The organism is Roseovarius sp. Pro17, from assembly GCF_035599575.1.
Classification (GTDB): Bacteria; Pseudomonadota; Alphaproteobacteria; order Rhodobacterales; family Rhodobacteraceae; genus Roseovarius.
On sequence record NZ_CP141179.1, the window covers coordinates 539,081 to 560,175 of the forward strand.

The window sequence follows — 21,095 nt, forward strand, 5'->3', positions numbered from 1 at the left end:
CGATTCGCTCAAATCGGCTTTCCACCGCGCGCCGATCTGATAGATGGGGGCACATAATCGAAGGAAGCGCCCATGTCCGACAGGTTTCGCCTGACCCTCGCACAGCTGAATGCCACCGTCGGCGATCTGGAGGGCAACGCCGCGTTGGCGCGCGACGCTTGGGCCAGCGCCAAGGATGCGGGCGCCGATATGGTGGCGCTGCCCGAGATGTTCATCACCGGCTACAACACGCAGGATCTGGTGATGAAGCCCGTCTTTCATCAGGCCGCAATCGCCGCCATCGATGCACTGGCCGAGCAGTGCGCAGATGGACCTGCCATCGCCATAGGCGGCCCCGCGCTAGAGGGCGCGGAGCTGTGCAACGCCTATTATGTGCTTCAGGGTGGCAAGGTGACAGCGCGCGTGCTGAAGCATCACCTGCCAAACGAAACTGTGTTCGACGAGGTGCGCCTATACGGAGCGGCGCCCGTCAGTGGCCCCTATACGGTGGGTAATCTGCGCATCGGCAGCCCTATTTGCGAGGATGCGTGGCACGATGACGTGGCCGAGACCATGGCCGAAACGGGTGCCGAGCTGCTGCTAGTGCCGAACGGTTCGCCATATTACCGGGGCAAGATGGGCACCCGCCAGACGATCATGGTCAGCCGGGTGATCGAAACGGGCCTGCCGCTGGTCTATCTGAACCTCGTAGGCGGGCAGGACGATCAGGTGTTCGACGGTGGCAGTTTCGTGCTGAACCCCGGCGGCGCGCTGGCGGTGCAGATGCCGGTCTTCGAGGCTGGGTTGGCGCATGTGGACTTTGTGCGCGGGCCGGAGGGCTGGCGCGCCGAAAAGGGCGATCTGGCGCATCTGCCGGACACGCTGGAGCAGGATTATCACGCTATGGTGCTGGCCCTGCGCGACTATATGCGCAAGACCGGATTCAAAAAGGTGCTGTTGGGTCTGTCGGGCGGGATAGATTCGGCCATCGTCGCGGTGATTGCCGCCGATGCGCTGGGTCCGGAGAATGTGCGCTGCGTGATGCTGCCGTCCGAATACACGTCGCAAGCCTCGCTGGACGATGCGCAGGCGGTCGTGGACGCGCTGGGCTGTCGCTATGATACCCTGCCGATTGCCGAGGGGCGCGCGGCGATCACCGCCACGCTGGCGCCGCTCTTTGAGGGGACCGAACCGGACGTGACCGAGGAAAACATCCAGTCGCGCCTGCGCGGCCTGTTGCTGATGGCGCTCAGTAACAAGTTCGGCGAGATGCTGTTGACCACCGGCAACAAGTCCGAGGTGGCGGTGGGCTATGCCACGATCTACGGCGACATGGCGGGCGGCTATAACCCGATCAAGGATCTCTACAAGACGCGCGTTTTCGACATCTGCCGTTGGCGCAACGTCAATCACCGCGCCTGGATGATGGGACCGGAGGGCGAAATGATCGCGCCGCGCATCATCGACAAGCCGCCCTCGGCCGAGTTGCGCGATGATCAAAAGGATAGCGATTCGTTGCCCGATTATCCGGTATTGGACGGCATCCTTGAAATTCTGGTCGATGGCGACGGCAGTATCGAGGATTGCGTGAAAGCGGGGTTTGACGCGGCTGATGCGAAGAAGGTCGAGCATTTGTTATACATCAGCGAATACAAGCGCTTTCAGTCTGCGCCGGGCACGCGGCTGAGCAAACATGCCTTTTGGCTGGACCGACGTTATCCCATCGTCAATCGCTGGCGGGACGAAAGCGCGGGATAAGGGATTTCAAGCGCTCCGCGCGGGAGTATTTTTGGAACAATGAAAGCCCGCGGTCGGGAGGAGCGGCTGCTATTCCCACCAGCGGTCGATGCTGGCGATATCGTCGTCAGACCAACCGAAATGGTGCGCGAATTCATGGATCGTGACATGCGCGACCAGTTGTTCCAACGTAACGCCTTCGCGTGTTTCCAGCTCGGCCAGGATCGGTTTGCGAAAGAGCCAGACAGTATCCGGCCATGGCTCGGGGTAGGACACGGATTTGTGCGTCATCGGCACGCCCTCGTAGAGCCCAGTCAGCTCGAGCGGGTCGTCCATGCCGAGGTCGGCCAGCATGGCGGCGTCCGGCAGATCCTCGATGCGCAGCACGACGTCGCGCGCGGCGGCGGCAAAGGCGGGCGGCAGGGCCGCCACTGTATCTGACGCAATCTGCTCAATCCGCGCGAGGGTGGGGGATGCATCGCTCATCCGCCTGATATGGGGCGGCGCGTTCAGAGGCGCAACTGATAGCTTTCGGGGACATAGCCGTACCCATCACCGCGCCGCTCGACGTAACCCATGGCCGGGAAGGGCATATGGTAGCCGATGAAGGGCATTCTCTCGGAGGCGAGCATGTCCAGCAGCTTGCGCCGTGTGGCGGCGGCGGCGGGCTTGTCCATGTCGAAACTGACTTCCCAATCCGGGTGCTCGAGCGAGAACACCGGATGGTTGGCGAAATCAGCAGCGATCAGCAGAGATTTTTCGCCACTTTCTAGCCTATAGCCCATGTGGCCGGGAGTGTGGCCGAAGGCCTCGACAGCCGTGATGCCGGGCGCGACTGTGTCCTCTGGGGCGATCATCGTCGTTTGCTCGGCCAGCGGGCGCATCTTGGCATCGAAGTTGTCGTTTTCGGCGGCGGCCCAGTGGTCGTATTCCGTCGCGCCCGTGACGTAGCGCGCATTGGGGAAGGTCGCGCGATCCTCTCCGCGCAGCCCGCCTATGTGATCGCCGTGCATATGCGTCAGCACGACGATATCGACCTGATCGGCGCTGTAGCCTGCCGCGCTGAGCGCGTCGATTATGCCCTCGGGGGTGAGGCCGGTGTCAAAGAGGATCAGTTCCGCGCCGGTATTGACCAGAGTTGGCGTGAAAAAGAACTGCGCCACGTCAGCAGGCAGCAGCGCGTCCTGCGCCACCTGACGGAACGTGGCCTCATCCACGTTCAGGCCGAAAATGCTGTGCGGATCCTCGCGCGCCATCGTGCCTGCCAATAGCGTCGTCACCTCGAATTCACCCAACGTGATCCGGCGGTGCGTCGCCGCATCAGCTCCCAGCATGGGCGCAGCGGCGTGAGCGGCATGCGCCAGCGGCAGTGCGACTGCGGCGGTTAACAGATGGCGGCGACTGATGTGAGGATGCGGCATGTCACTTCTCCTGTTGGGGCACCGTCAAAGGTAGCGCGGCACGTGGCGCCGCATGCTCACGATCGCGTGAGGCGCTTTCAGAGCCGCAGGCGCAGGCGCCGGAAGCCATCGGACGTCACGCCCAGATCCTCGGCGTCCAACCCATTCAGGCCGTCGCCCAACCCCAGGCCAGTATCGAGCATCGCTGTCGCGCCGGGTATCGGCTCGAACCGCCAGACGTCTTCGTATCCGGGCGGCGCGGTAAGGGGGGTCTGCGCGATCTCATCCACCAGTTGATCACGCAGAAATGCGTCCGCGACATGGACGATCCGCGCGCTAGGTGTAGGTGCAAAGGCTCCGGCACCATTGGCGCGATATGTGTTGGTAGCGAGGATGAAGCGTGCGTCATCCTGCACCGTCTGCCCCGCATGGCGCAGATCACGGATGCGCCCCGCGCATGTCCCGATGCGTGCGCCATATCGGTCGTAGCTGGGCGGCTCAGTCAGGTCGATCCGGTAGGTCAGCCCCGAGATCACGTCGAAATCGTGGCCGGGAATGGTGTAGTCGCGCAGCATCCCTTCGGGCGCGCCGGGATGGATCGTGGCAAAGCAGATGGCCGCGCGCTCCAGCCAGTCGCGCAGCGCGGCGCCGTCGATCAGCACGCCGCACAGGTGATTGGGAAACGGATAGAGATCAGCAGCATGGCGCAGCGACAGCGGACCGGCGGGCAGGTCGGTAAAGTTGCGCGGACCGCCGCGGCCGCCCGTCTTGAACGCCGGAGTTGCCGAAAGAACGGGCAGACCCTCATGCGCGGTACCAGCGAGGGCGCGCGACAGCAGACGCGTCTGCACCCCATTCATTGCGGCGACCGAAGGGTCCGAGCGCGCCATCGCGAGGTAGCTGTGCAGCCGTGTACGGGCCTGCCCGATGGGCTGCTGCATGTGGCGCAGTGTTAGTTGGTGCGCCGGGGCGAGGGCACGCGCCAGTTCGGCGTCGCAGGGCGCCGGGCTGGCGGGCACGCCGCCATTCGCAGGTCGCAGGACCGGCCGTGCCTCGGCAGAGTGGCCGGTCACCTGCCAGCGCCCGTCGCACGCCTCGAGCGCGAGATCGATCACGCCGATATGCGCGGCCCCAGCGCCCGCCATCACGGCTGGCGTTCCGGACAGCAGGCCGCGGCCATGATCGACGCCCGGCGCGCCAGGCGCGCCCGGCTGGGGGAACAGGTCGTGGCTGTGGCCCGCCATGATCGCATCGACGCCAGTAATGCCCGCCAACTCCAGCGCCGCATTCTCCATCATCGGGCCGCGCGGGGCGCTGTCGATGCCGCTATGGGCTAGCAGCAGCACGATATCCGCGCCGTCGGCGCGCATTCGGGGGACCATCGCGCGCGCGGTTTCGACCATGTCATGCGCGTGCAGCCGCCCAGCCAAATGCGCATGATCCCAAGTGACGATCTGAGGCGGCACCAGTCCCAGCACGCCGACGGTCAACGCGTGTGGCGTGCCTGCATCGCATGTGATGGTGCGGCGCAGCAGCAGGTAGGACGGCAGGCTAAGGCCAGCGGGCGCGCGGCCCTCCACGGGCGAGATATTGGCGCAAGTAAAGGGAAAGTCGGCATCCCTCAGTGTGCGGGCCAGCCAGCTGAGGCCGAAGTTGAACTCGTGATTGCCCAGCGTTGCTGCGTCGTAGTGCAGCCGGTTCATCGCATCAATCACCGGGTTGGCCCCAGGCCATTCATTGTCCTGCCCGGTGGTCAGATCGCCCATGGGTGTGCCTTGCAGCGCGTCGCCATTGTCAAAGAGCAAGGTATTGCGCACCTCGGTGCGCGCCGCGCGGATCAGCGTGGCGATGCGGGTCAGCCCGTAAGGCTGATCGCCTGCGTCGGCATAATAGTCGTAGGCCATCAGATGCGCGTGCAGATCGGTCGTGCCCAGCAGGCGCAGCCCGGCGGTCGTGCCGTGCGCGGGGACTGGCGCGGTTTCGCGCGCCTGAAGGGACGATATCGGCGCCATGCGCTCTCCTGCTATTATGGCCAGAGCGCCGCTGAGATTGGGCGGGGTGGCGCCTGACTGCTAGCGCATCTTTTACGGTTCTCAAACCCTTATCCATCAACCTTAAGGTGATTACGTTTAAATTTTCAACAGTGTTGCGGGCATGTCATGCGCCGCTTGCGCAGGCTGGGCGATCGTGGCACCTGAGGTGCGACGCAATCAGCTGGGAGGCGCGCGTGAAACTGGCCGAGACCGTGACGTTTGCAGGCGCAACGCTGGACCGCGCGGCCGAACTGCGCGGCACCGATCTGGCCCCCATCATCGCTGGGCATGGCGCGCAGACGATCCTGCTGTGGCGCGGCAAGCCGTTGGTGCAGGCGGGCGCGCTGGCACCTCTTATACGTCTTGGGCTGGATCATCCGGTGCTGGAGGGCGCGCGGTGTGTCCTGTTGGGTCGCGAAGCCGGCGGGCAACTGATCTTTGCGCATGATATTTCGCATTGGGTGCCGGATGAAGAGACGGGCGCGCTGGACACGTTTCTGGACCCGTCCGAGCAGCACCACGCGGCGCTGCCTGAAACTCAGGTCTTTGCCGAGCTGCGCCGCATCATGACGTTGCTGACGGTCGAGGATGCGGCGCTGGCGACGGCGGCGCGGGCGTTGTTTGGCTGGCACGACATCCACGGGTTCTGCGCGCGGTGTGGCGCGGCTAGTGATATGGTGCAATCGGGATGGCAGCGCAGTTGCCCGGCCTGTGGCGGTCAGCATTTCCCGCGTACAGATCCGGTCGTCATCATGTTGATTACGCGCGGAAACTCGACGCTACTGGGTCGCTCGCCCGGCTGGCCGGAGGGGATGTATTCGCTGCTGGCGGGTTTTGTCGAACCGGGCGAGACAATCGAGGCCGCCGTGCGCCGCGAAGTCCATGAGGAGACCCACGTGCAGGTGGGTGAGGTCGGCTATCTGGCCAGCCAGCCCTGGCCGTTTCCCGCGTCGCTGATGATCGGCTGCCGGGGCGTCGCGCTGAGCGATGACATCACCATAGACCCGGTCGAGATTGAGGATGCCGTCTGGGTCACACGCGAGGAGGTGATGGATGCCTTCGCCGGACGCCATGCGTTTCTGGCCCCTGCGCGCGAGGGGGCAATCGCGCAGTTTTTACTGCGCAACTGGCTTGCGGACAAGCTGGATTGAGGCGACAATGCCGCCCAAGATCCCAGCGGGCCGGAGAGGCACACGCAAAGGACGGCAGCGGACAGGCAGAACCACATGATATTCACGACACGCGAAGATATCGAAGCGCCGATTGATTTCGTGTTTGCTCAGATATCTGATTTTGCCGGACTCGAACGCTCGATCCTGAGGCGCGGGGCTGAGGTGCAGCGCAAGGTCGACCGCATTCCACACGCCGCCGGAATGGTCTGGGACGCGGCCTTTGATCTGCGCGGCAAGCGGCGCGAGATGGAGGTGACGCTGGTCACTTTCGAGTCGCCGAGCGCCATGTGTTTTGAGGCAGCGTCAAAATCGCTGAATGGCGACCTGTCTGTCGATCTGGTGGCGCTGTCGCGCGGGCGCACGCGCCTGTCGATGTCGGGTGAGTTGAAGCCGCAGAACCTGTCGGCGCGGCTGTTGGTGCAATCGCTGAAGCTGGCGCGCGGCAATATGTCCAAACGTTTCGAGATGCGCGTGGCGTCCTACGCCAAGGATATCGAAGACAAATATACGCGCCGCGCCTGACCTTTCGCTCAGCCAGCCCTTGTCGCTATGCCCACATGCAACCGGCGCCGTATGCAATCCGGCGCCGGTTGTCGTTTTGCCGCTCTGGGCTGGCTAGTCTGAGTTATCTTACACAGTGCCGCGGTCCTTGCGGTCCGCAATATCACGGGCTTTAGGCTGGGCGACGCCACCGCGTTCGTCGCGGCTCAATTCGCTGACCTTATAGTCCTTGCGGTCGCCGATGTCGCGTGCGCCGATGCTGTGGCTGTCTGCGCGGTCGCCGATGTCACGGGCGGCGATCATGTCCGGCTGGGCGGGGGTGAAATCTGCGGCCAGTGCCGGAGCGGCGGTGGCGGCGAGAAGGGCGATGAGGGCAATGCGGGTCATTGGAATAGTCCTTTCAAAATTGAGGTTCATTTGCAGTGTGGCGGGGCGGTATCGCCGTGCCATGTCACCTAATGTGAACCTATCGGTCTTAAATAAAAACCCACCTCGCCACTCTGTGAAATCAGCCTAATCCTCTGTCACGCTGGCGCGACGTTCAGCAACGTCGGGCGTGAGAATAGCGTGATGGGACTGTAACAAAAAACGCCTGCCAGAAATTCCGACAGGCGTTTAAATATAAATAATATCAGTAATTTAACTAGTCTCGACGTGGATCGCGTGGATACACGCCGAGGATGTTCACCTGACTGGTGAAGTAATCCAGCTCTTCGAGCGCCAATGCAACATTTGCGTCCTCGGGGTGCCCTTCGACATCCGAGTAGAACTGAGTCGCCGAAAACGATCCACCTACCATGTAGCTTTCCAGCTTGGTCATGTTGACGCCGTTAGTGGCGAACCCGCCCATCGCCTTATAAAGAGCGGCGGGAATGTTGCGCACCTCAAAGACGAAGCTGGTCATCATCCCTGCGGTTCCACGCCGCGTCAGGTCCGGTTCGCGCGCCATCACCAAAAAGCGTGTGGTGTTGTCGCCCTCGTCCTCGATCCCGCTTGCCAGAACGTCGAGGCCATAGATCTCGCCCGCCAGCGCGCTGGCCAGCGCGGCGGTGGCTGGATCGCGCAGCTCGGCCACTTCTCGGGCCGATCCGGCGGTGTCCGCACCGGTGAGGCGCGAAATACCGTGCGTTTCCAGAAAGCCCCGGCACTGACCTAGCAGCATCGGGTGGCTCTTGGCCCGTTTCACGCTGGCCAGCGGCGTGCCTGTGACAGCAAGCAGCGCGATCTCGACCCGGACAAAGGCCTCGGCGATGATGTGCAACCCACTACCGGGCAGCAGGTGGTGGATGTCCGCGACCCGCCCGAAGGTCGAGTTTTCGACCGGCAGCATGGCGAGGTCCGCAGTGCCGCTGCGCACCGCCTCGATCGCGTCCTCGAACGTACGGCAGGGCAGGGGCGTGGCATCCGGATACGTCTCGCGGCAGGCCTGATGGGAGTATGCCCCCGGTTCGCCCTGAAAGGCTATGCTATGGCTCATGGTCGCGCGTTCCTTGCAGTGCGGCCCGCCGCCGGGCGCGAAATGGGCCGGGGGGAGGGCATTTGGTCGCGCAAACTATACCTTGCGCAGAGGGAGGGGAAGCGGATAGATACGCGGCCAAAGGGATATCAAACGGGAAGCAGGCTCATGTTCGATACAATGACATTCACCAAAATTCTAGGCGGCTTTGCCGGTGCGTTTCTGGTGTTCCTGCTGGGCAAATTCGTCGCTGAGGAAGTCTACGCCGCCAGGGTAGGTGGCCATGACGGCGAAGTGGTGCAGGGGTATCTGATCGACACCGGCGCTGGCGACGAAGATAGCGGCGCAGAAGAGAGCGGCCCATCCTTTGACGAGGTTTACGCCTCGGCCGATGCCGGCAAGGGCGAGCGCGTGTTCAACAAATGCAAGGCCTGCCACAAGCTGGAAAAAGGCGATAATTCGACCGGCCCTTACCTCTATGGCGTGGTCGATCGCGAAGTTGATACCGCCGAAGGCTTTGGCTATTCCGGCGCGCTGGAGCAGGTCGTCGATATCTGGACGCCCGAGCATCTGGACGGCTTTCTCAAAAACCCGCAGGGCTATGCGCCCGGCACCGCCATGAGCTTTGCCGGTCTGAGCAAGGTCGAGGACCGCGCCAATGTGATTGCATATCTGGCCACGTTCGGCGGCTAAACCGCGCAATTCACGCCTTTAGGGCTGCTGTTCCTGCCGGGACGGCGGCCCTTTTTCGTGCCAGGCCCGTGTCCGCATATTTTACCGGCTTGAATGTCGCGCCCGCCCTCCTTTAGCGTGCGCATGGCGCAACGGCGCTGTATCAAGACGACGTGCACCATCTGGGAGAGATGCCATGACATCGCTGAACGCCATAGCCAACGCTCCGACTCTGGCCAAGGCCCTCGCGCATGGCAGGGCGCTGGGATGGATGCGCGCCAGTTTTGTGGGCCTCGCCATTGCGGCACTGGCTGCACATGCGGCACTGGCTGAGAGCGAAGTCGCCGTCACGCAGGATTCAGGCGAGGTTATCCGCAGTCATGGTTACAGCTACTTCGGTGAGCTGAAATATCCCGAGGATTATGCACATTTCGACTATGTGAACCCAGACGCGCCCAAGGGCGGCGAGATTTCTCTGAACGCTGCTGGCACGTTCGATTCGATGAACCCCTATTCGCGCAAGGGCCGTGCGGGGGCCTATTCGTGGATGGTATACGAGAGCCTCTTGGGCGAAATGCCGGCCACGAATGAGGGTGCGCCCGCAGACGTCTATGGCGAGTCCTACGGCCTACTGGCCGAAAGCCTCGAATACGACGCGGGCAAGACGTGGGTCATCTTTCACATGCGCCCTGAGGCGACATTTTCCGATGGCACGCCAGTCACGGCGCAGGACGTTGTGTTTTCGCATAACCTGTTTCTGGATCAGGGATTGAAATCCTACGCCGATGCGGTCAGGCGCCGCGTGATCGGCGCCGAGGCCTTGGACGATCACACGGTGAAGTTCACCTTTGCGGACGGCATTTCGCGCCGCTCGCTGATCGATCAGGTTGGCGCGGTTCCGGTTTTTCCGCGCAAATGGTACGAGGATACCGGCGCGCGCCTTGACGAACCGCGCCTAGATGCCGCGCCCGGAACGGGGCCTTACATGATGGACAGCGCGGAGGTGAACCGGCGTATCGTCTATAAACGCAATCCTGACTATTGGGCGCGCGATCTACCCATCAATGTGGGACGGCACAATTTCGATACCATCCGTATCGAATATTTCGCAGACGATTCCGCCGCGTTTCAGGCCTTTAGCGCTGGGGAATATACCTTCCGCGCGGAAACAAACTCCAAGACATGGGCTACGGGATACGACTTCCCCGCCGTGCAAAAGGGCTGGGTCAAGCTGGAAGAGTTGCCGGACGGAATGCCCCCCACGCCCTCTGGGATCGTCTTTAACCTTGGCCGCGAGACGTTGCAGGACAAACGTGTGCGCGAGGCGGTCTCGCTGGCGTTCAACTTTGAATGGACGAACGAAAGCCTGCAATATGGCCTGTTCAAACAGCGCGATTCCTTTGTGCAGGATACGCCATTGCAGGCCATGGATGTGCCCCAAGGCGCCGAACTGGAATTACTCAAAAGTCTTGGTGATATTGTCCCGCCCGACATGCTAACTGAGCCTGCCGTGACAGCGCATACATCCGATCCCAGCCGCCTGACCGACCGGCGCAATCTACGTCGCGCGATGAAGCTGCTGGACGAGGCGGGCTGGCCTGTGGGCGAGGGCGGGATGAGGCGCAATGCAAATGGCACGCCTCTGAGCCTCGAATTTCCCATTCCTTCCTCCGGCTCGGCCACAATCGGTGCGGTCGTCGAGAATTTCATCAATAACCTCAAGGCCATGGGCATTGATGCCAAGATGGAAAAGATTGACCCGTCGCAATACACGCTGCGCAGCCGCGACCGCGACTATGATTTGGTGTTCGACAACTACGATGCCTTTTTGCAACCCGGCACAGGGCTGATGCAGCGTTTCGGCTCGCAAGAGGCGGCGTTCAGCCTATTCAACCCTGCGGGCCTCGCCAGCCCGATGGTGGACGCAATCATCAACGCCTCTCTGGAGTCCAACGATCCGGAAACGCAGAACGCCGCGCTGATGGCGCTGGACCGTGCGCTGCGCTACGAGCGGTTCATGATCCCCGTCTGGTATAACGATGCGTATTGGGTCGCCTACTGGGACATGTTCGAGCATCCCGAAACGATCCCGCCCTATGCGCTGGGCGCGCTGGATTTCTGGTGGTTCAACGCTGAAAAGGCCGCCGCGCTGAAGTCGGCCGGCGCGCTGAGGTAGCGCCGCGATGGGGGCCTATATCCTGCGGCGTTTGCTGCTGATCATCCCGACATTGCTGGGCATAATGATCATCAATTTCGCACTGGTGCAGTTCGTGCCGGGTGGCCCGGTCGAGCAGGCGATTGCCAACATGCAGGGCAAGGGCGACGTGTTCGACAGCTTTGCCGGCGGTGGCAGCGACGCGGGCGCAGCGATGGACGCGGGCGGAGCGGGTGACAAGTATGTCGGCGCGCGCGGCCTGCCGCCAGAAATGATCGCCGAACTGGAAGAGCAGTTCGGACTCGACAAACCGCCGCTGGAGCGGTTTGCGCTGATGATGTGGAACTACATGCATTTCGATTTCGGCGAGAGCTATTTTCGCAAGATCGACGTGACGGAACTGGTTCTGGAGAAAATGCCGGTGTCGATTTCGCTGGGCCTGTGGTCGACACTGATCGCCTATCTCATCTCGATCCCGCTGGGCGTGGCCAAGGCAGTACGCGACGGTAGCGCATTCGACACATGGACCAGCGGCGTCATCATCGTGGCCTACGCGATCCCGGCGTTTTTGTTCGCCATCATGCTGCTCGTGCTGTTCGCGGGCGGCAGTTATTGGAAATTGTTCCCGCTGCGCGGCCTAACGTCGGATGAGTTTGAGACGTATTCGCTGGTCGGCAAGGCGCTGGATTACCTCTGGCACATCGCGCTGCCGGTGCTGGCCAGCACGATTGCCGCCTTTGCCACGCTGACGCTGCTGACGAAAAACAGCTTTCTTGACGAGGTCAAAAAGCAATACGTGATGACCGCGCGCGCCAAGGGGCTGAGCGAGCGACAGGTGCTTTATGGCCATGTGTTTCGCAATGCCATGCTGATTGTGATCGCGGGGTTTCCGACCGTGTTCATTGGCATTTTCTTTGGCGGATCGGTCCTGATTGAGACGATCTTTTCGCTGGATGGTCTTGGACGGCTGGGCTTTGAGGCCGCTGTGGGGCGCGATTATCCGGTGATGTTCGGCACGCTGTTTCTGTTCGGCCTGATCGGGTTGGTGGTCAATATATTCAGCGACCTGATGTATGTGCTGGTCGATCCGCGCATCGACTTTGAAAAGCGGGAGGGCTAGGGGCATGGCCCTATCTCCGCTCAATCAGCGCCGATGGCGCAATTTCCGGCGTAACCGGCGCGCGTTCTGGTCGTTGATCCTGTTTACGATCATTTTTGGGCTAAGCCTGTTCGCCGAGTTTCTGGCGAACGACAAGCCGATTCTGGTTCAGTATCGCGGCGAGTTCTATACGCCGGTCTTTAACTTCTATCCCGAGACGGCGTTCGGCGGCGATTTCAGGACCGAGGCGGTTTATCGCGATCCCGAGGTGCGCTGCCTGATCGCGTCAGGCGGGCTGGATACCTGTTTCGATGATCCCGAAGGGGTGATTGCCGATGCTGCCGATGGGGTCGTCGAGGGCGAGGATATCCAGAGCGGCTGGGCCATCTGGCCGCCTATTCCCTATAGTTATAACACGCCCGTTGATCGGCCCGGCGCGGCTCCGCTGCCACCAAATGCGCAGAACCTGCTGGGCACGGATAATACCAAGCGCGACGTGCTGGCGCGGGTGATCTACGGCTTTCGGCTGTCGGTGCTTTTCACGCTGATCGTCACGACACTTGCCTCGGTCGTCGGGATCGCGGCGGGCGCTGTGCAGGGCTATTTCGGCGGCTGGCTGGACCTGACGTTCCAACGCTTTATCGAGATTTGGGCCGCGACGCCGCAGCTATATGTCATCATCATCCTCTTCGCGATCTTGCCGCGGGGGTTTTGGCTGCTGGTCGCTATAACCGTCTTGTTCGGCTGGATGGCGTTGGTCGGCGTCGTGCGGGCGGAATTCCTGCGCGCGCGCAATCTGGAATATGTGCGCGCGGCCAAGGCGCTGGGCGTCAGCAACGGGCGGATCATGTTCCGCCACATGCTGCCCAATGCGATGGTGGCTACGCTCACCATGCTGCCCTTTGTCATCACCGGCACGATTTCCCTGCTGGCTGGCCTCGATTTTCTGGGCTTTGGCCTGCCGTCATCGTCGCCCTCCTTGGGCGAGTTGACGTTGCAGGCCAAGCAGAACTTGCAGGCCCCGTGGCTGGCCTTTACCGCGTTTTTCGCCTTTGCGATCATGCTGTCTCTGTTGGTGTTTATCTTTGAGGGCGTGCGTGATGCGTTCGATCCCAGAAAGACCTTTCAATGAGCCTTCTGACGGTCGAGAACCTGACAATTGCCTTTCGTCAGGATGGGCAACTGACCCCGGCGGTGCAGGGTGTCAGCTTTACCGTGGATCGGGGCGAAACTGTCGCGCTGGTGGGGGAAAGCGGGTCGGGCAAGTCCGTTACGGCGCTTAGCACCGTGTCTTTGCTGGGGGATTCTGCCGAAGTTAGCGGATCAGTCCGCTATGACGGGCAGGAGATGATCGGCGCGCCTGCGCGTCTGCTGCGCAAGGTTCGCGGCAACGACATCAGCTTTATTTTTCAAGAGCCGATGACGTCACTCAACCCGTTGCACACGCTGGAAAAGCAGTTGGCCGAATCGCTGGCGCTGCACCAAGGGCTGACCGGTGATGCGGCACGCGCGCGGATCATCGAGCTGCTGACCGAGGTGGGCATCCGCGACGCCGAGAGCCGCCTTGGCGCTTATCCACATCAGTTGTCCGGGGGGCAGCGGCAGCGCGTGATGATCGCGATGGCGCTGGCGAACGAACCCGACATCCTGATCGCGGACGAGCCGACGACGGCGTTGGACGTAACCATTCAGGCGCAGATCCTAGACCTGTTGGCCGAGTTAAAGAGCCGGGACATGGGGCTGCTCTTTATCACGCACGATCTGACCATCGTTCAACGGATCGCCGACAAGGTCTGCGTGATGAAGGACGGGCATATCGTCGAGGCCGGGCCAACGGCCGAGGTGTTTGCCAATCCGCAGCACGCCTATACGCGCAAGCTGCTGGGGGCGCAGGCGGTGGGGCGGCCTGATCCTGTGCCCGAGGACGCGCCGGTAATCGTCGAGACCGAGAATTTGCGCGTATGGTTCCCTATCCAGAAGGGATTTCTGAAAAAGACGGTCGGTCACGTGAAGGCCGTCAACGATGCCAGTATATCCGTTCGCGCGGGCGAGACGCTGGGCATCGTCGGCGAATCCGGTTCGGGCAAGACGACACTGGCGCTGGCAATCATGCGTTTGATCGGTTCGGACGGGCGCATCACATTTTGCGGCGAGGACGTGAATCGCTGGTCGACGCGGCAGCTTCGCCGCCGCCGGGCCGACATGCAGATCGTGTTTCAGGATCCTTACGGCAGCCTGTCCCCGCGCATGACCTGCGCCGAGATCATCGCCGAGGGGCTGGGCGTGCATGGTAATCCCGACGGACGTCCGGTTCGCGATCTGGTCGGCGAAGTGCTGGACGAGGTCGAGATGCCGCGCAACTCGATGGATCGCTATCCGCACGAATTTTCGGGCGGGCAGCGCCAGCGCATTGCGATCGCGCGTGCTATGATCCTGCGGCCCAAGCTGCTGGTGCTGGACGAACCGACAAGCGCGCTGGACATGACTGTGCAGGTGCAGATCGTGGACCTGCTGCGCCGGTTGCAGGTCAAATACGGGCTGGCCTATCTGTTCATCAGCCACGACCTCACCGTTGTGCGCGCGATGAGTCACAAGATCATTGTGATGAAGCAGGGCGACGTGATCGAGGCGGGCAACGCCGAGGACCTGTTCGAGCGCCCGCAGACTGATTATGCGCGCGCCCTGCTACGTGCCGCGCTCAATCCAGCGGGACAACGCCCCGCTTGAAAGCACCCTTTTGTAGCGGGCCGGTCGGTTTGCACCAGCGCCGCCAACGCCATGGCCAGTGGGGCGGCGCGGCGCGGTAGGCGTCAGTCACGACGCCGTGCGGTCGTGTGCGCTTCGATTTCGGCGTCCTTGCGTGTGTCGAACCGGGCGCCGCTGCCCTGATGGCCCTTGGGTTCGGGCTGGCGAGCGGCAGTCATGAAAGATTTGGCAAAGATGTTCAGCATGGTGCGTTCCTCTCGCGGGTTGGTGATGTCCTATACACATGCGCCTTTGCGTGCCAAACTGCGAGTCTGAAAGAATTCGCTAATGTAAGGAAATCTAACATATGGATTGGCACGCCCTTCCTCCGCTTACCGCGTTGCGTGCCTTTGCGGCGCTGGCGCAGACTGGATCGGCCAGTGGGGCGGGCACGGCATTGAACGTCAGCCACGCGGCGATCAGCCAGCAGGTCAAAACGCTGGAGGCGCATATGGGGCTGTCGCTGGTTCGGCGCGAGGGCCGGGGGCTGGCGCTGACGCCCGAGGGGCAGCAATTGGCCGAGGCACTGGGCGAGGGCTTTGGCCTTATTGCGCAGCGGGCTGCTGCGCTGACCGGCGCAGATGCGCAGCGGCCCTTACAGATATCAACGACGCCGCAATTCGCCGCCGCTTGGCTGATGCCACGTTTGCGCGATTTTCAGGCACGCCATCCGGGTGTCGATCTGATGGTGCATCCCTCGCCGCAGCGCGCCAATCCGGCACCGGGCGGCGTAGATATTGCGATCCGATTTGGCCTTGGCACGTGGGACGGGCTGGAGTCGGAACTGCTGGTCTCGACTGATATCGTCGTTACGGCTGCCCCGGCGCTGGTTGGTGATCGCTGCTTTGAAACGCGCGAAGAACTGCGGGAGTATCCTTGGCTGGCAGAGCTGGATCACAACCCCGCGTCGGACTGGATGTTTCGTGCTGGGCTGGATGAGATGCGCGGCACGTCGGTGACGCAGGTGCCGGGCAACCTGATGCTGGACGGCGCGCGCGCAGGCCACGGGATCGCGGTGATGACCAGTTCTTCGGTCGAGGCCGATGTGGCGGCGGGGCGGCTGCGCATCCTGTTTCGAGATGCGGGTGAGACGGGGTATTTCATCGTCACGCGCCCCGGCGTGATGCGCCCGCAGGCCAAGGCATTCCTGCGTTGGCTGCGCGGGCAGAAGACGCCGGACGTGGCGAACTGAGAGGGATCGCTAAGCCGGGGCCTAGGCGCCATGACAACCCGGTGAAAGGACAGGAACTGCGATGATGACTTGGATGGTCGGCACCTCCGCCCCTTGATCGAGGGCGACGTTGATAACGTCCAGATTGGAGCCGCGACGGAACTTGATTTCCGAAAAAGGGGGATCTGGCGTGACGGCACCTGACGTTGTGTTGCCGCTATTCTTGATTGGGATACCCGTCCGGAGTGGGACCAAGCCAAGGGCGATGGGGTTAAATGGGTGGGGACGTAACATCGCGTGCCGTAACAAAGAAAGGCGCGAGGGGGTGCCTCGCGCCTTGCTGATACGTTGGCGAAGTGGGGTGGATCAGCCCGGCTCGATCATAAAGCAGGTGAATTGGCGCGATTGCAGGCGGCGACAGGCCAGGTCGGCGGTCTCGCGCGTCAGCCCCATGAAATTGGCGTCGAACCCGTTTGGGCGGCGAATGACCTTGCGCAGCGAGCCGTCAAGCGTGCTCATCTCGCTGAGCGCGGTTTTCAGTAGGATCTTGCGCGCGGCATACTGGCTGGGAAAGCGGCCCACGTTGATGCCCCAGTTGCCCCCGCCGGAGGTCGACAGGCGCGTGACGACTTCCTGCACCGGATCTTCGTCGCCGACCTGAAGGCTGGCGAGGGTCAGGCCCTCGGGGCGCCGCACAGGCTTGATCGTGGTGGGTTGCACCTTGGCCACGGCGGCGGTCTTCTGGGGTTGGGCAGGCTGCTCGGCGATGGGCTGCTCGACCACTGAGGCGACCACGGCGGCAATATCTGCCTGCTGCGCGGCCATCAGCGCCATTTCGATGTCGTTCTTTGCGGCGAGCAGAACCGGTTCGGCGGGCAGGGGACGTGATCTGGGGCGCAGGCTGGTTTTGACGGCGGCGGCAGCTGTCAGGCGTACGGTCTTGCCCGCGACGCCATGCTCTTCGACGTCGCCCGAGGTCACGACGCGCGTACCGCCGGGGCCCATGTAGCGCGGCTTGGCCGGGCGGTTCAGCGCGACCTGCGTCGGTGATTTCTTGAAGCCCAGATCCAGCAGCTCGGCCACCCGCGCATTGCGCGTCGCGGTCGAGCGGCCGCCAAAGACAGTGGCGATGACACGTTCGCTGCCCTTCTCGGCGCTGGCCACCAGATTGAAACCGGCGGCACGGGTATAGCCCGTCTTGATGCCGTCGGCGCCCTTGTAGGCGCGCAGCAGCTTGCGGTTGGTGTGATAGACTTTGCGCACGCCCGCATCGGCGGTAATGCGCGAAAACAGGTTGTAATATTCGGGGAAGTCATAGAACAGGTGCCGCCCCATCGTTGTCATGTCGCGCGCGGTGGACAAATGCCCCTCTTCGGTCAGACCATGCGCGTTCTTGAACGTAGTGCGCGTCATTCCCAGTGCCTGAGCCGTGCGGTTCATGCGGCGGGCAAAGGCAGCTTCGGACCCCTCGATCGCCACACCGATGGCTGTGGCGGCGTCGTTGGCGGATTTGACGGCCGCGGCGCGGACAAGATAGCGCATCCTGATCTTCTGGCCCGATTTCAGCCCCAGCTTGCTGGGGGGCTCATTGGCGGCGGCGCGGGTGATGACCACTAGGTCGTCCAGCCCGATCTCACCATGCTCGATCGCCTCGAACGCGATATAGAGCGTCATCATTTTGGTCAGCGACGCTGGATGCAATCGCGCATCCGCGTTCTCGGAATGCAGAACCTTGCCGGATCTGGCATCCACTACCATCGCCGCATAGGGGGCCGCCGCCGCACTGAGCGGGACGATGATCAACATCCAAAGCGCAGCGAACGCCCATAGACCCAGCCGCACCGGCTGCTTGTTCCGAATTTTCATGGAACCACTCTTTTTTACTGCCTCACGCCGCCGAATTTTTTTCGACTGACTTTCATTATGCTGCTAAGGTATCACATGATCTATTTTGAATAAAGCCTTCAATTCAATAGAATTTATGCACTGTGGCAGCTATGCGCACCCATATCTTGGGGGTGATTGACGAGTATCCACAAGACCGGCCAATGTGGCAAAAATATGTTCGCGTTGGGCACTTGGCCCAAACAGCGGCCATTGACTCAGGCCCCTGCGCCCCGTTGCGCCATCGCCGCCACGCGGTCGTGACACGGGCAGGTCACGACATGATCGTTGACTAGGCCACAGGCTTCCATGAAGGCATAGACGATCGTCGGGCCACAGAATTTAAAGCCGCGCCGCTTTAATTCCTTGGAGATTTCGGTCGAAAGCGGGGTGTGCGTCGGCACCTCGGCCTGGCTTTGCCAGCGGTTTTGCAGCGGCGCGCCACCAACAAAACTCCATAAAAATTGATCGAATCCCATCTCATCCTCAACCTGACGCCACGCGCGGGCATTACCGATCGTCGCCTCGATCTTGCCCCGGTGGCGGATAATTCCAGCGTTGGCCAGCAGACGATGCACGTCATCCTCGCCCCATGTTGCAATGATGTCGGGATCAAAACCGGCAAAGGCCGTGCGGAAATTGTCACGCTTTTTCAGTATGGTTATCCAACTCAACCCCGCTTGAAACCCGTCGAGGATCAGCTTTTCCCACAGCGCGCGACTATCCCATTCGGGTACGCCCCATTCGGTGTCGTGATAGTCAACATAGATCTCGTCGGGCCCAGCCCAGGCGCACCTGTCGCACATACACGCAATCCTCTGCATTCATTCCGCGGTCTTAAATCTTCCTTAGGGCATAGGGCGCAAATTGGGCAAACGTAAAGCGGAGCGAACTATGACCGATAATCGCAAAGGGAAATGGGCGGACGTGCCTGCGGGTCACCGTGACCCACTATCCTACGCCATCTCAAAGCGTGACCAGTCGACCATCGCGATGGTCGAGGATGCCGTACATCACAAGCAGGTCATGCTGGCCTACCAGCCCGTCGTGCCTGCCGGTCAATCCCAGCGCGCCGCCTTCTACGAGGGGCTGATCCGCGTGCTGGACGAAACCGGGCGCATCATCCCGGCCAAGGAATTCATCGGTGCTATTGAGACGACCGAAACCGGACGCATCGTCGATTGCCTCGCGCTGGAAAAGGGCCTGCGCACGCTGTCCATGCACAGCTCTCTGCGCCTCGCGATCAATATGTCCGCGCGCTCTATTGGCTACAGCCGCTGGTTACGCATACTAAAGCGAGGGCTCGACGCCGATCCGACCGTGGGCGAGCGGTTGATTCTCGAGATCACCGAGAGTTCGGCCATGCTGGTGCCTGAACTGGTAACAGGCTTCATGGGCGAAGTGTCGCAGCGCGGGGTCAGCTTTGCGCTAGATGATTTCGGCGCCGGGTTCACGTCGTTCCGCTATCTCAAGGATTTTTACTTCGACATTCTAAAAATCGACGGCCAGTTCATCCGCGGCATCGCTCAGGACACCGACAATCAGGTGCTGACCACAGCATTGGCTACAATTGGCCGACAGTTCGACATGATCACCGTCGCCGAAAGCGTCGAGCGCGCAGAGGATGCGGCCTACCTTACCGCCATCGGTATCGATTGCCTTCAGGGCTATTATTTTGGTGCACCCTCGGTCAAGCCGGTGTGGCTGAACGCCGAAGAGCGTCGGGCGTCGGCCTGACGCGGAACAGGATGCGCGGCACATGACTCAGAATCGTGCCGGTTGCCGCATTGCAGCGCATGGGATATCAAATCCGTAAGTGGCTGTTTCGACCCGGGCCGGGATGGTCCGATACCGAGACGCCTGATATGGTTCTGGTGGAGGAAATCTTATGACCAACGTTGTTATCGCATCTGCCGCGCGCACTGCCGTCGGCTCGTTCGGGGGAGTGTTCGCGAACACACCCGCCCATGATCTGGGTGCCGCCGTGCTGGAGGCAGTCGTCGCTCGCGCTGGCATTGAAAAAGGCGAGGTGTCCGAGACGATCTTGGGTCAAGTGCTGACCGCGGGACAGGGGCAGAACCCTGCGCGCCAGGCGCATATAAACGCTGGCCTGCCAAAAGAAAGCGCGGCTTGGAGCATCAATCAGGTCTGCGGCTCGGGCCTGCGCGCTGTCGCGCTGGGCGCGCAGCACATCATGCTAGGCGATGCGTCCATCATTTGTGCGGGTGGTCAGGAAAACATGACCCTCAGCCCCCATGTCGCGCATCTGCGCGCTGGCCACAAGATGGGCGATGTGTCGATGATCGACACGATGATCCGCGATGGTCTGTGGGATGCGTTCAACGGCTATCACATGGGTCAGACGGCCGAAAACGTGGCAAATCAATGGTCGATCAGCCGCGAGATGCAGGATGAATTCGCCCTTGCCAGCCAGAACAAGGCTGAGGCAGCCCAAAACGACGGCAAATTTCAGGACGAGATCATTCCCTTCACCATCAAGTCGCGCAAGGGCGAGGCGATCATCGACAAGGATGAGTATATCCGCCACGGCGCGGTGATTGAGGCCATGCAGAAGATGCGCCCGGCCTTTGCCAAGGATGGCTCCGTCACCGCCGCAAACGCCAGCGGCATCAATGACGGCGCCGCCGCAACCCTGCTGATGAGCGCTGATGAGGCCGAAAAGCGCGGCATCGAGCCGTTAGCGCGAATCGTCAGCTACGCTACCGCTGGCGTTGATCCCTCGATCATGGGCATCGGGCCGATCCATGCCAGCCGTAAAGCACTGGAAAAGGCGGGTTGGAGCGTCGGCGATCTGGATCTGGTCGAGGCGAACGAGGCATTTGCTGCACAAGCCTGCGCCGTAAACAAGGACATGGGTTGGGATCCGGCGATCGTCAACGTCAATGGCGGCGCAATCGCCATCGGCCACCCTATCGGCGCGTCGGGCTGCCGCGTGCTGAACACGCTGCTTTTCGAGATGAAGCGCCGTGGCGCGAAAAAGGGCCTTGCCACGTTGTGCATCGGCGGCGGAATGGGCGTCGCCCTCTGTGTTGAGCGCGGCTGAGCAACTACCCGCCAAAACTGGCGATCT

Annotated in this window: 19 protein-coding genes; 11 read left to right on the forward strand and 8 right to left on the reverse strand. The window is 62.0% G+C overall.

The window, feature by feature from the left end; all coding sequences use genetic code 11:
* The first annotated feature begins 72 nt into the window (after nt 1-72).
* On the forward strand, nt 73-1,737 hold the full coding sequence (locus tag U3654_RS02645; protein ID WP_324753811.1) for an NAD+ synthase: 1,665 nt from the start codon (nt 73-75) through the stop codon (nt 1,735-1,737).
* Nucleotides 1,738-1,806: 69 nt separating this feature from the next.
* Here U3654_RS02645 and U3654_RS02650 read toward each other — a convergent pair whose 3' ends face one another.
* The 3 genes from U3654_RS02650 to U3654_RS02660 form a co-directional block, all read right to left on the reverse strand.
* Entirely contained in the window at nt 1,807-2,202 is a 396-nt protein-coding gene (locus U3654_RS02650) for a metallopeptidase family protein (RefSeq protein WP_324753812.1), read from the reverse strand.
* A gap of 23 nt (nt 2,203-2,225) precedes the next feature.
* A complete protein-coding gene (locus tag U3654_RS02655; RefSeq protein WP_324753813.1) occupies nt 2,226-3,137 on the reverse strand; it encodes an MBL fold metallo-hydrolase in 912 nt (303 codons plus the stop codon).
* Nucleotides 3,138-3,214: 77 nt separating this feature from the next.
* Nucleotides 3,215-5,128: a bifunctional 2',3'-cyclic-nucleotide 2'-phosphodiesterase/3'-nucleotidase gene (locus U3654_RS02660; protein ID WP_324753814.1), complete on the reverse strand. Its 1,914-nt coding sequence runs from the start codon at nt 5,126-5,128 to the stop codon at nt 3,215-3,217.
* A gap of 215 nt (nt 5,129-5,343) precedes the next feature.
* Between U3654_RS02660 and nudC the strand changes: the two genes are divergently transcribed.
* Nucleotides 5,344-6,300: an NAD(+) diphosphatase gene (gene nudC / locus U3654_RS02665; RefSeq protein ID WP_324753815.1), complete on the forward strand. Its 957-nt coding sequence runs from the start codon at nt 5,344-5,346 to the stop codon at nt 6,298-6,300.
* A 75-nt stretch (nt 6,301-6,375) separates the two neighbouring features.
* Nucleotides 6,376-6,843, forward strand: coding sequence for an SRPBCC family protein (locus tag U3654_RS02670; protein ID WP_324753816.1), 468 nt, complete (start codon nt 6,376-6,378; stop codon nt 6,841-6,843).
* Nucleotides 6,844-6,951: 108 nt separating this feature from the next.
* On the opposite strand, the gene U3654_RS02675 is transcribed toward U3654_RS02670, so the two are convergent.
* Together U3654_RS02675 and U3654_RS02680 are read right to left on the reverse strand one after the other, a co-directional pair.
* The gene (locus tag U3654_RS02675) at nt 6,952-7,209 is read right to left on the reverse strand and encodes a hypothetical protein (protein WP_324753817.1); all 258 of its coding nucleotides are present in this window, start codon (nt 7,207-7,209) and stop codon (nt 6,952-6,954) included.
* A 256-nt stretch (nt 7,210-7,465) separates the two neighbouring features.
* Nucleotides 7,466-8,299, reverse strand: a complete 834-nt coding sequence (locus U3654_RS02680; protein ID WP_324753818.1) for a prephenate dehydratase — start codon at nt 8,297-8,299, stop codon at nt 7,466-7,468.
* 147 nt (nt 8,300-8,446) lie between these two features.
* Here U3654_RS02680 and U3654_RS02685 point away from each other — a divergent pair, with 147 nt between their 5' ends.
* From U3654_RS02685 to U3654_RS02705, 5 genes are all read left to right on the forward strand, one after another.
* Nucleotides 8,447-8,971, forward strand: a complete 525-nt coding sequence (locus U3654_RS02685) for a cytochrome c family protein (protein ID WP_324753819.1) — start codon at nt 8,447-8,449, stop codon at nt 8,969-8,971.
* Nucleotides 8,972-9,221: 250 nt separating this feature from the next.
* Complete coding sequence (locus tag U3654_RS02690) at nt 9,222-11,126, forward strand: extracellular solute-binding protein (RefSeq protein ID WP_324755209.1); 1,905 nt, start codon at nt 9,222-9,224, stop codon at nt 11,124-11,126.
* Between the two features lie 7 nt (nt 11,127-11,133).
* On the forward strand, nt 11,134-12,225 hold the full coding sequence (locus U3654_RS02695) for a microcin C ABC transporter permease YejB (protein ID WP_324753820.1): 1,092 nt from the start codon (nt 11,134-11,136) through the stop codon (nt 12,223-12,225).
* Between the two features lie 4 nt (nt 12,226-12,229).
* Nucleotides 12,230-13,336, forward strand: coding sequence for an ABC transporter permease (locus U3654_RS02700; protein ID WP_324753821.1), 1,107 nt, complete (start codon nt 12,230-12,232; stop codon nt 13,334-13,336).
* On the forward strand, nt 13,333-14,931 hold the full coding sequence (locus U3654_RS02705) for an ABC transporter ATP-binding protein (RefSeq protein WP_324753822.1): 1,599 nt from the start codon (nt 13,333-13,335) through the stop codon (nt 14,929-14,931). Before U3654_RS02700 ends, U3654_RS02705 begins: the two co-directional genes overlap by 4 nt.
* Before the next feature lie 83 nt (nt 14,932-15,014).
* Here U3654_RS02705 and U3654_RS02710 read toward each other — a convergent pair whose 3' ends face one another.
* Entirely contained in the window at nt 15,015-15,155 is a 141-nt protein-coding gene (locus U3654_RS02710; protein ID WP_324753823.1) for a hypothetical protein, read from the reverse strand.
* Nucleotides 15,156-15,256: 101 nt separating this feature from the next.
* Between U3654_RS02710 and U3654_RS02715 the strand changes: the two genes are divergently transcribed.
* Nucleotides 15,257-16,141, forward strand: a complete 885-nt coding sequence (locus U3654_RS02715; protein ID WP_324753824.1) for a LysR family transcriptional regulator — start codon at nt 15,257-15,259, stop codon at nt 16,139-16,141.
* A 345-nt stretch (nt 16,142-16,486) separates the two neighbouring features.
* Here U3654_RS02715 and U3654_RS02720 read toward each other — a convergent pair whose 3' ends face one another.
* Entirely contained in the window at nt 16,487-17,986 is a 1,500-nt protein-coding gene (locus U3654_RS02720; RefSeq protein ID WP_324753825.1) for a D-alanyl-D-alanine carboxypeptidase family protein, read from the reverse strand.
* A gap of 236 nt (nt 17,987-18,222) precedes the next feature.
* The gene (locus U3654_RS02725; RefSeq protein ID WP_324753826.1) at nt 18,223-18,810 is read right to left on the reverse strand and encodes a DNA-3-methyladenine glycosylase I; all 588 of its coding nucleotides are present in this window, start codon (nt 18,808-18,810) and stop codon (nt 18,223-18,225) included.
* 88 nt (nt 18,811-18,898) lie between these two features.
* Between U3654_RS02725 and U3654_RS02730 the strand changes: the two genes are divergently transcribed.
* The gene (locus U3654_RS02730) at nt 18,899-19,741 is read left to right on the forward strand and encodes an EAL domain-containing protein (RefSeq protein ID WP_324753827.1); all 843 of its coding nucleotides are present in this window, start codon (nt 18,899-18,901) and stop codon (nt 19,739-19,741) included.
* A gap of 151 nt (nt 19,742-19,892) precedes the next feature.
* Nucleotides 19,893-21,068, forward strand: coding sequence for an acetyl-CoA C-acetyltransferase (locus tag U3654_RS02735; RefSeq protein WP_324753828.1), 1,176 nt, complete (start codon nt 19,893-19,895; stop codon nt 21,066-21,068).
* The last annotated feature ends 27 nt before the right edge of the window (nt 21,069-21,095 follow it).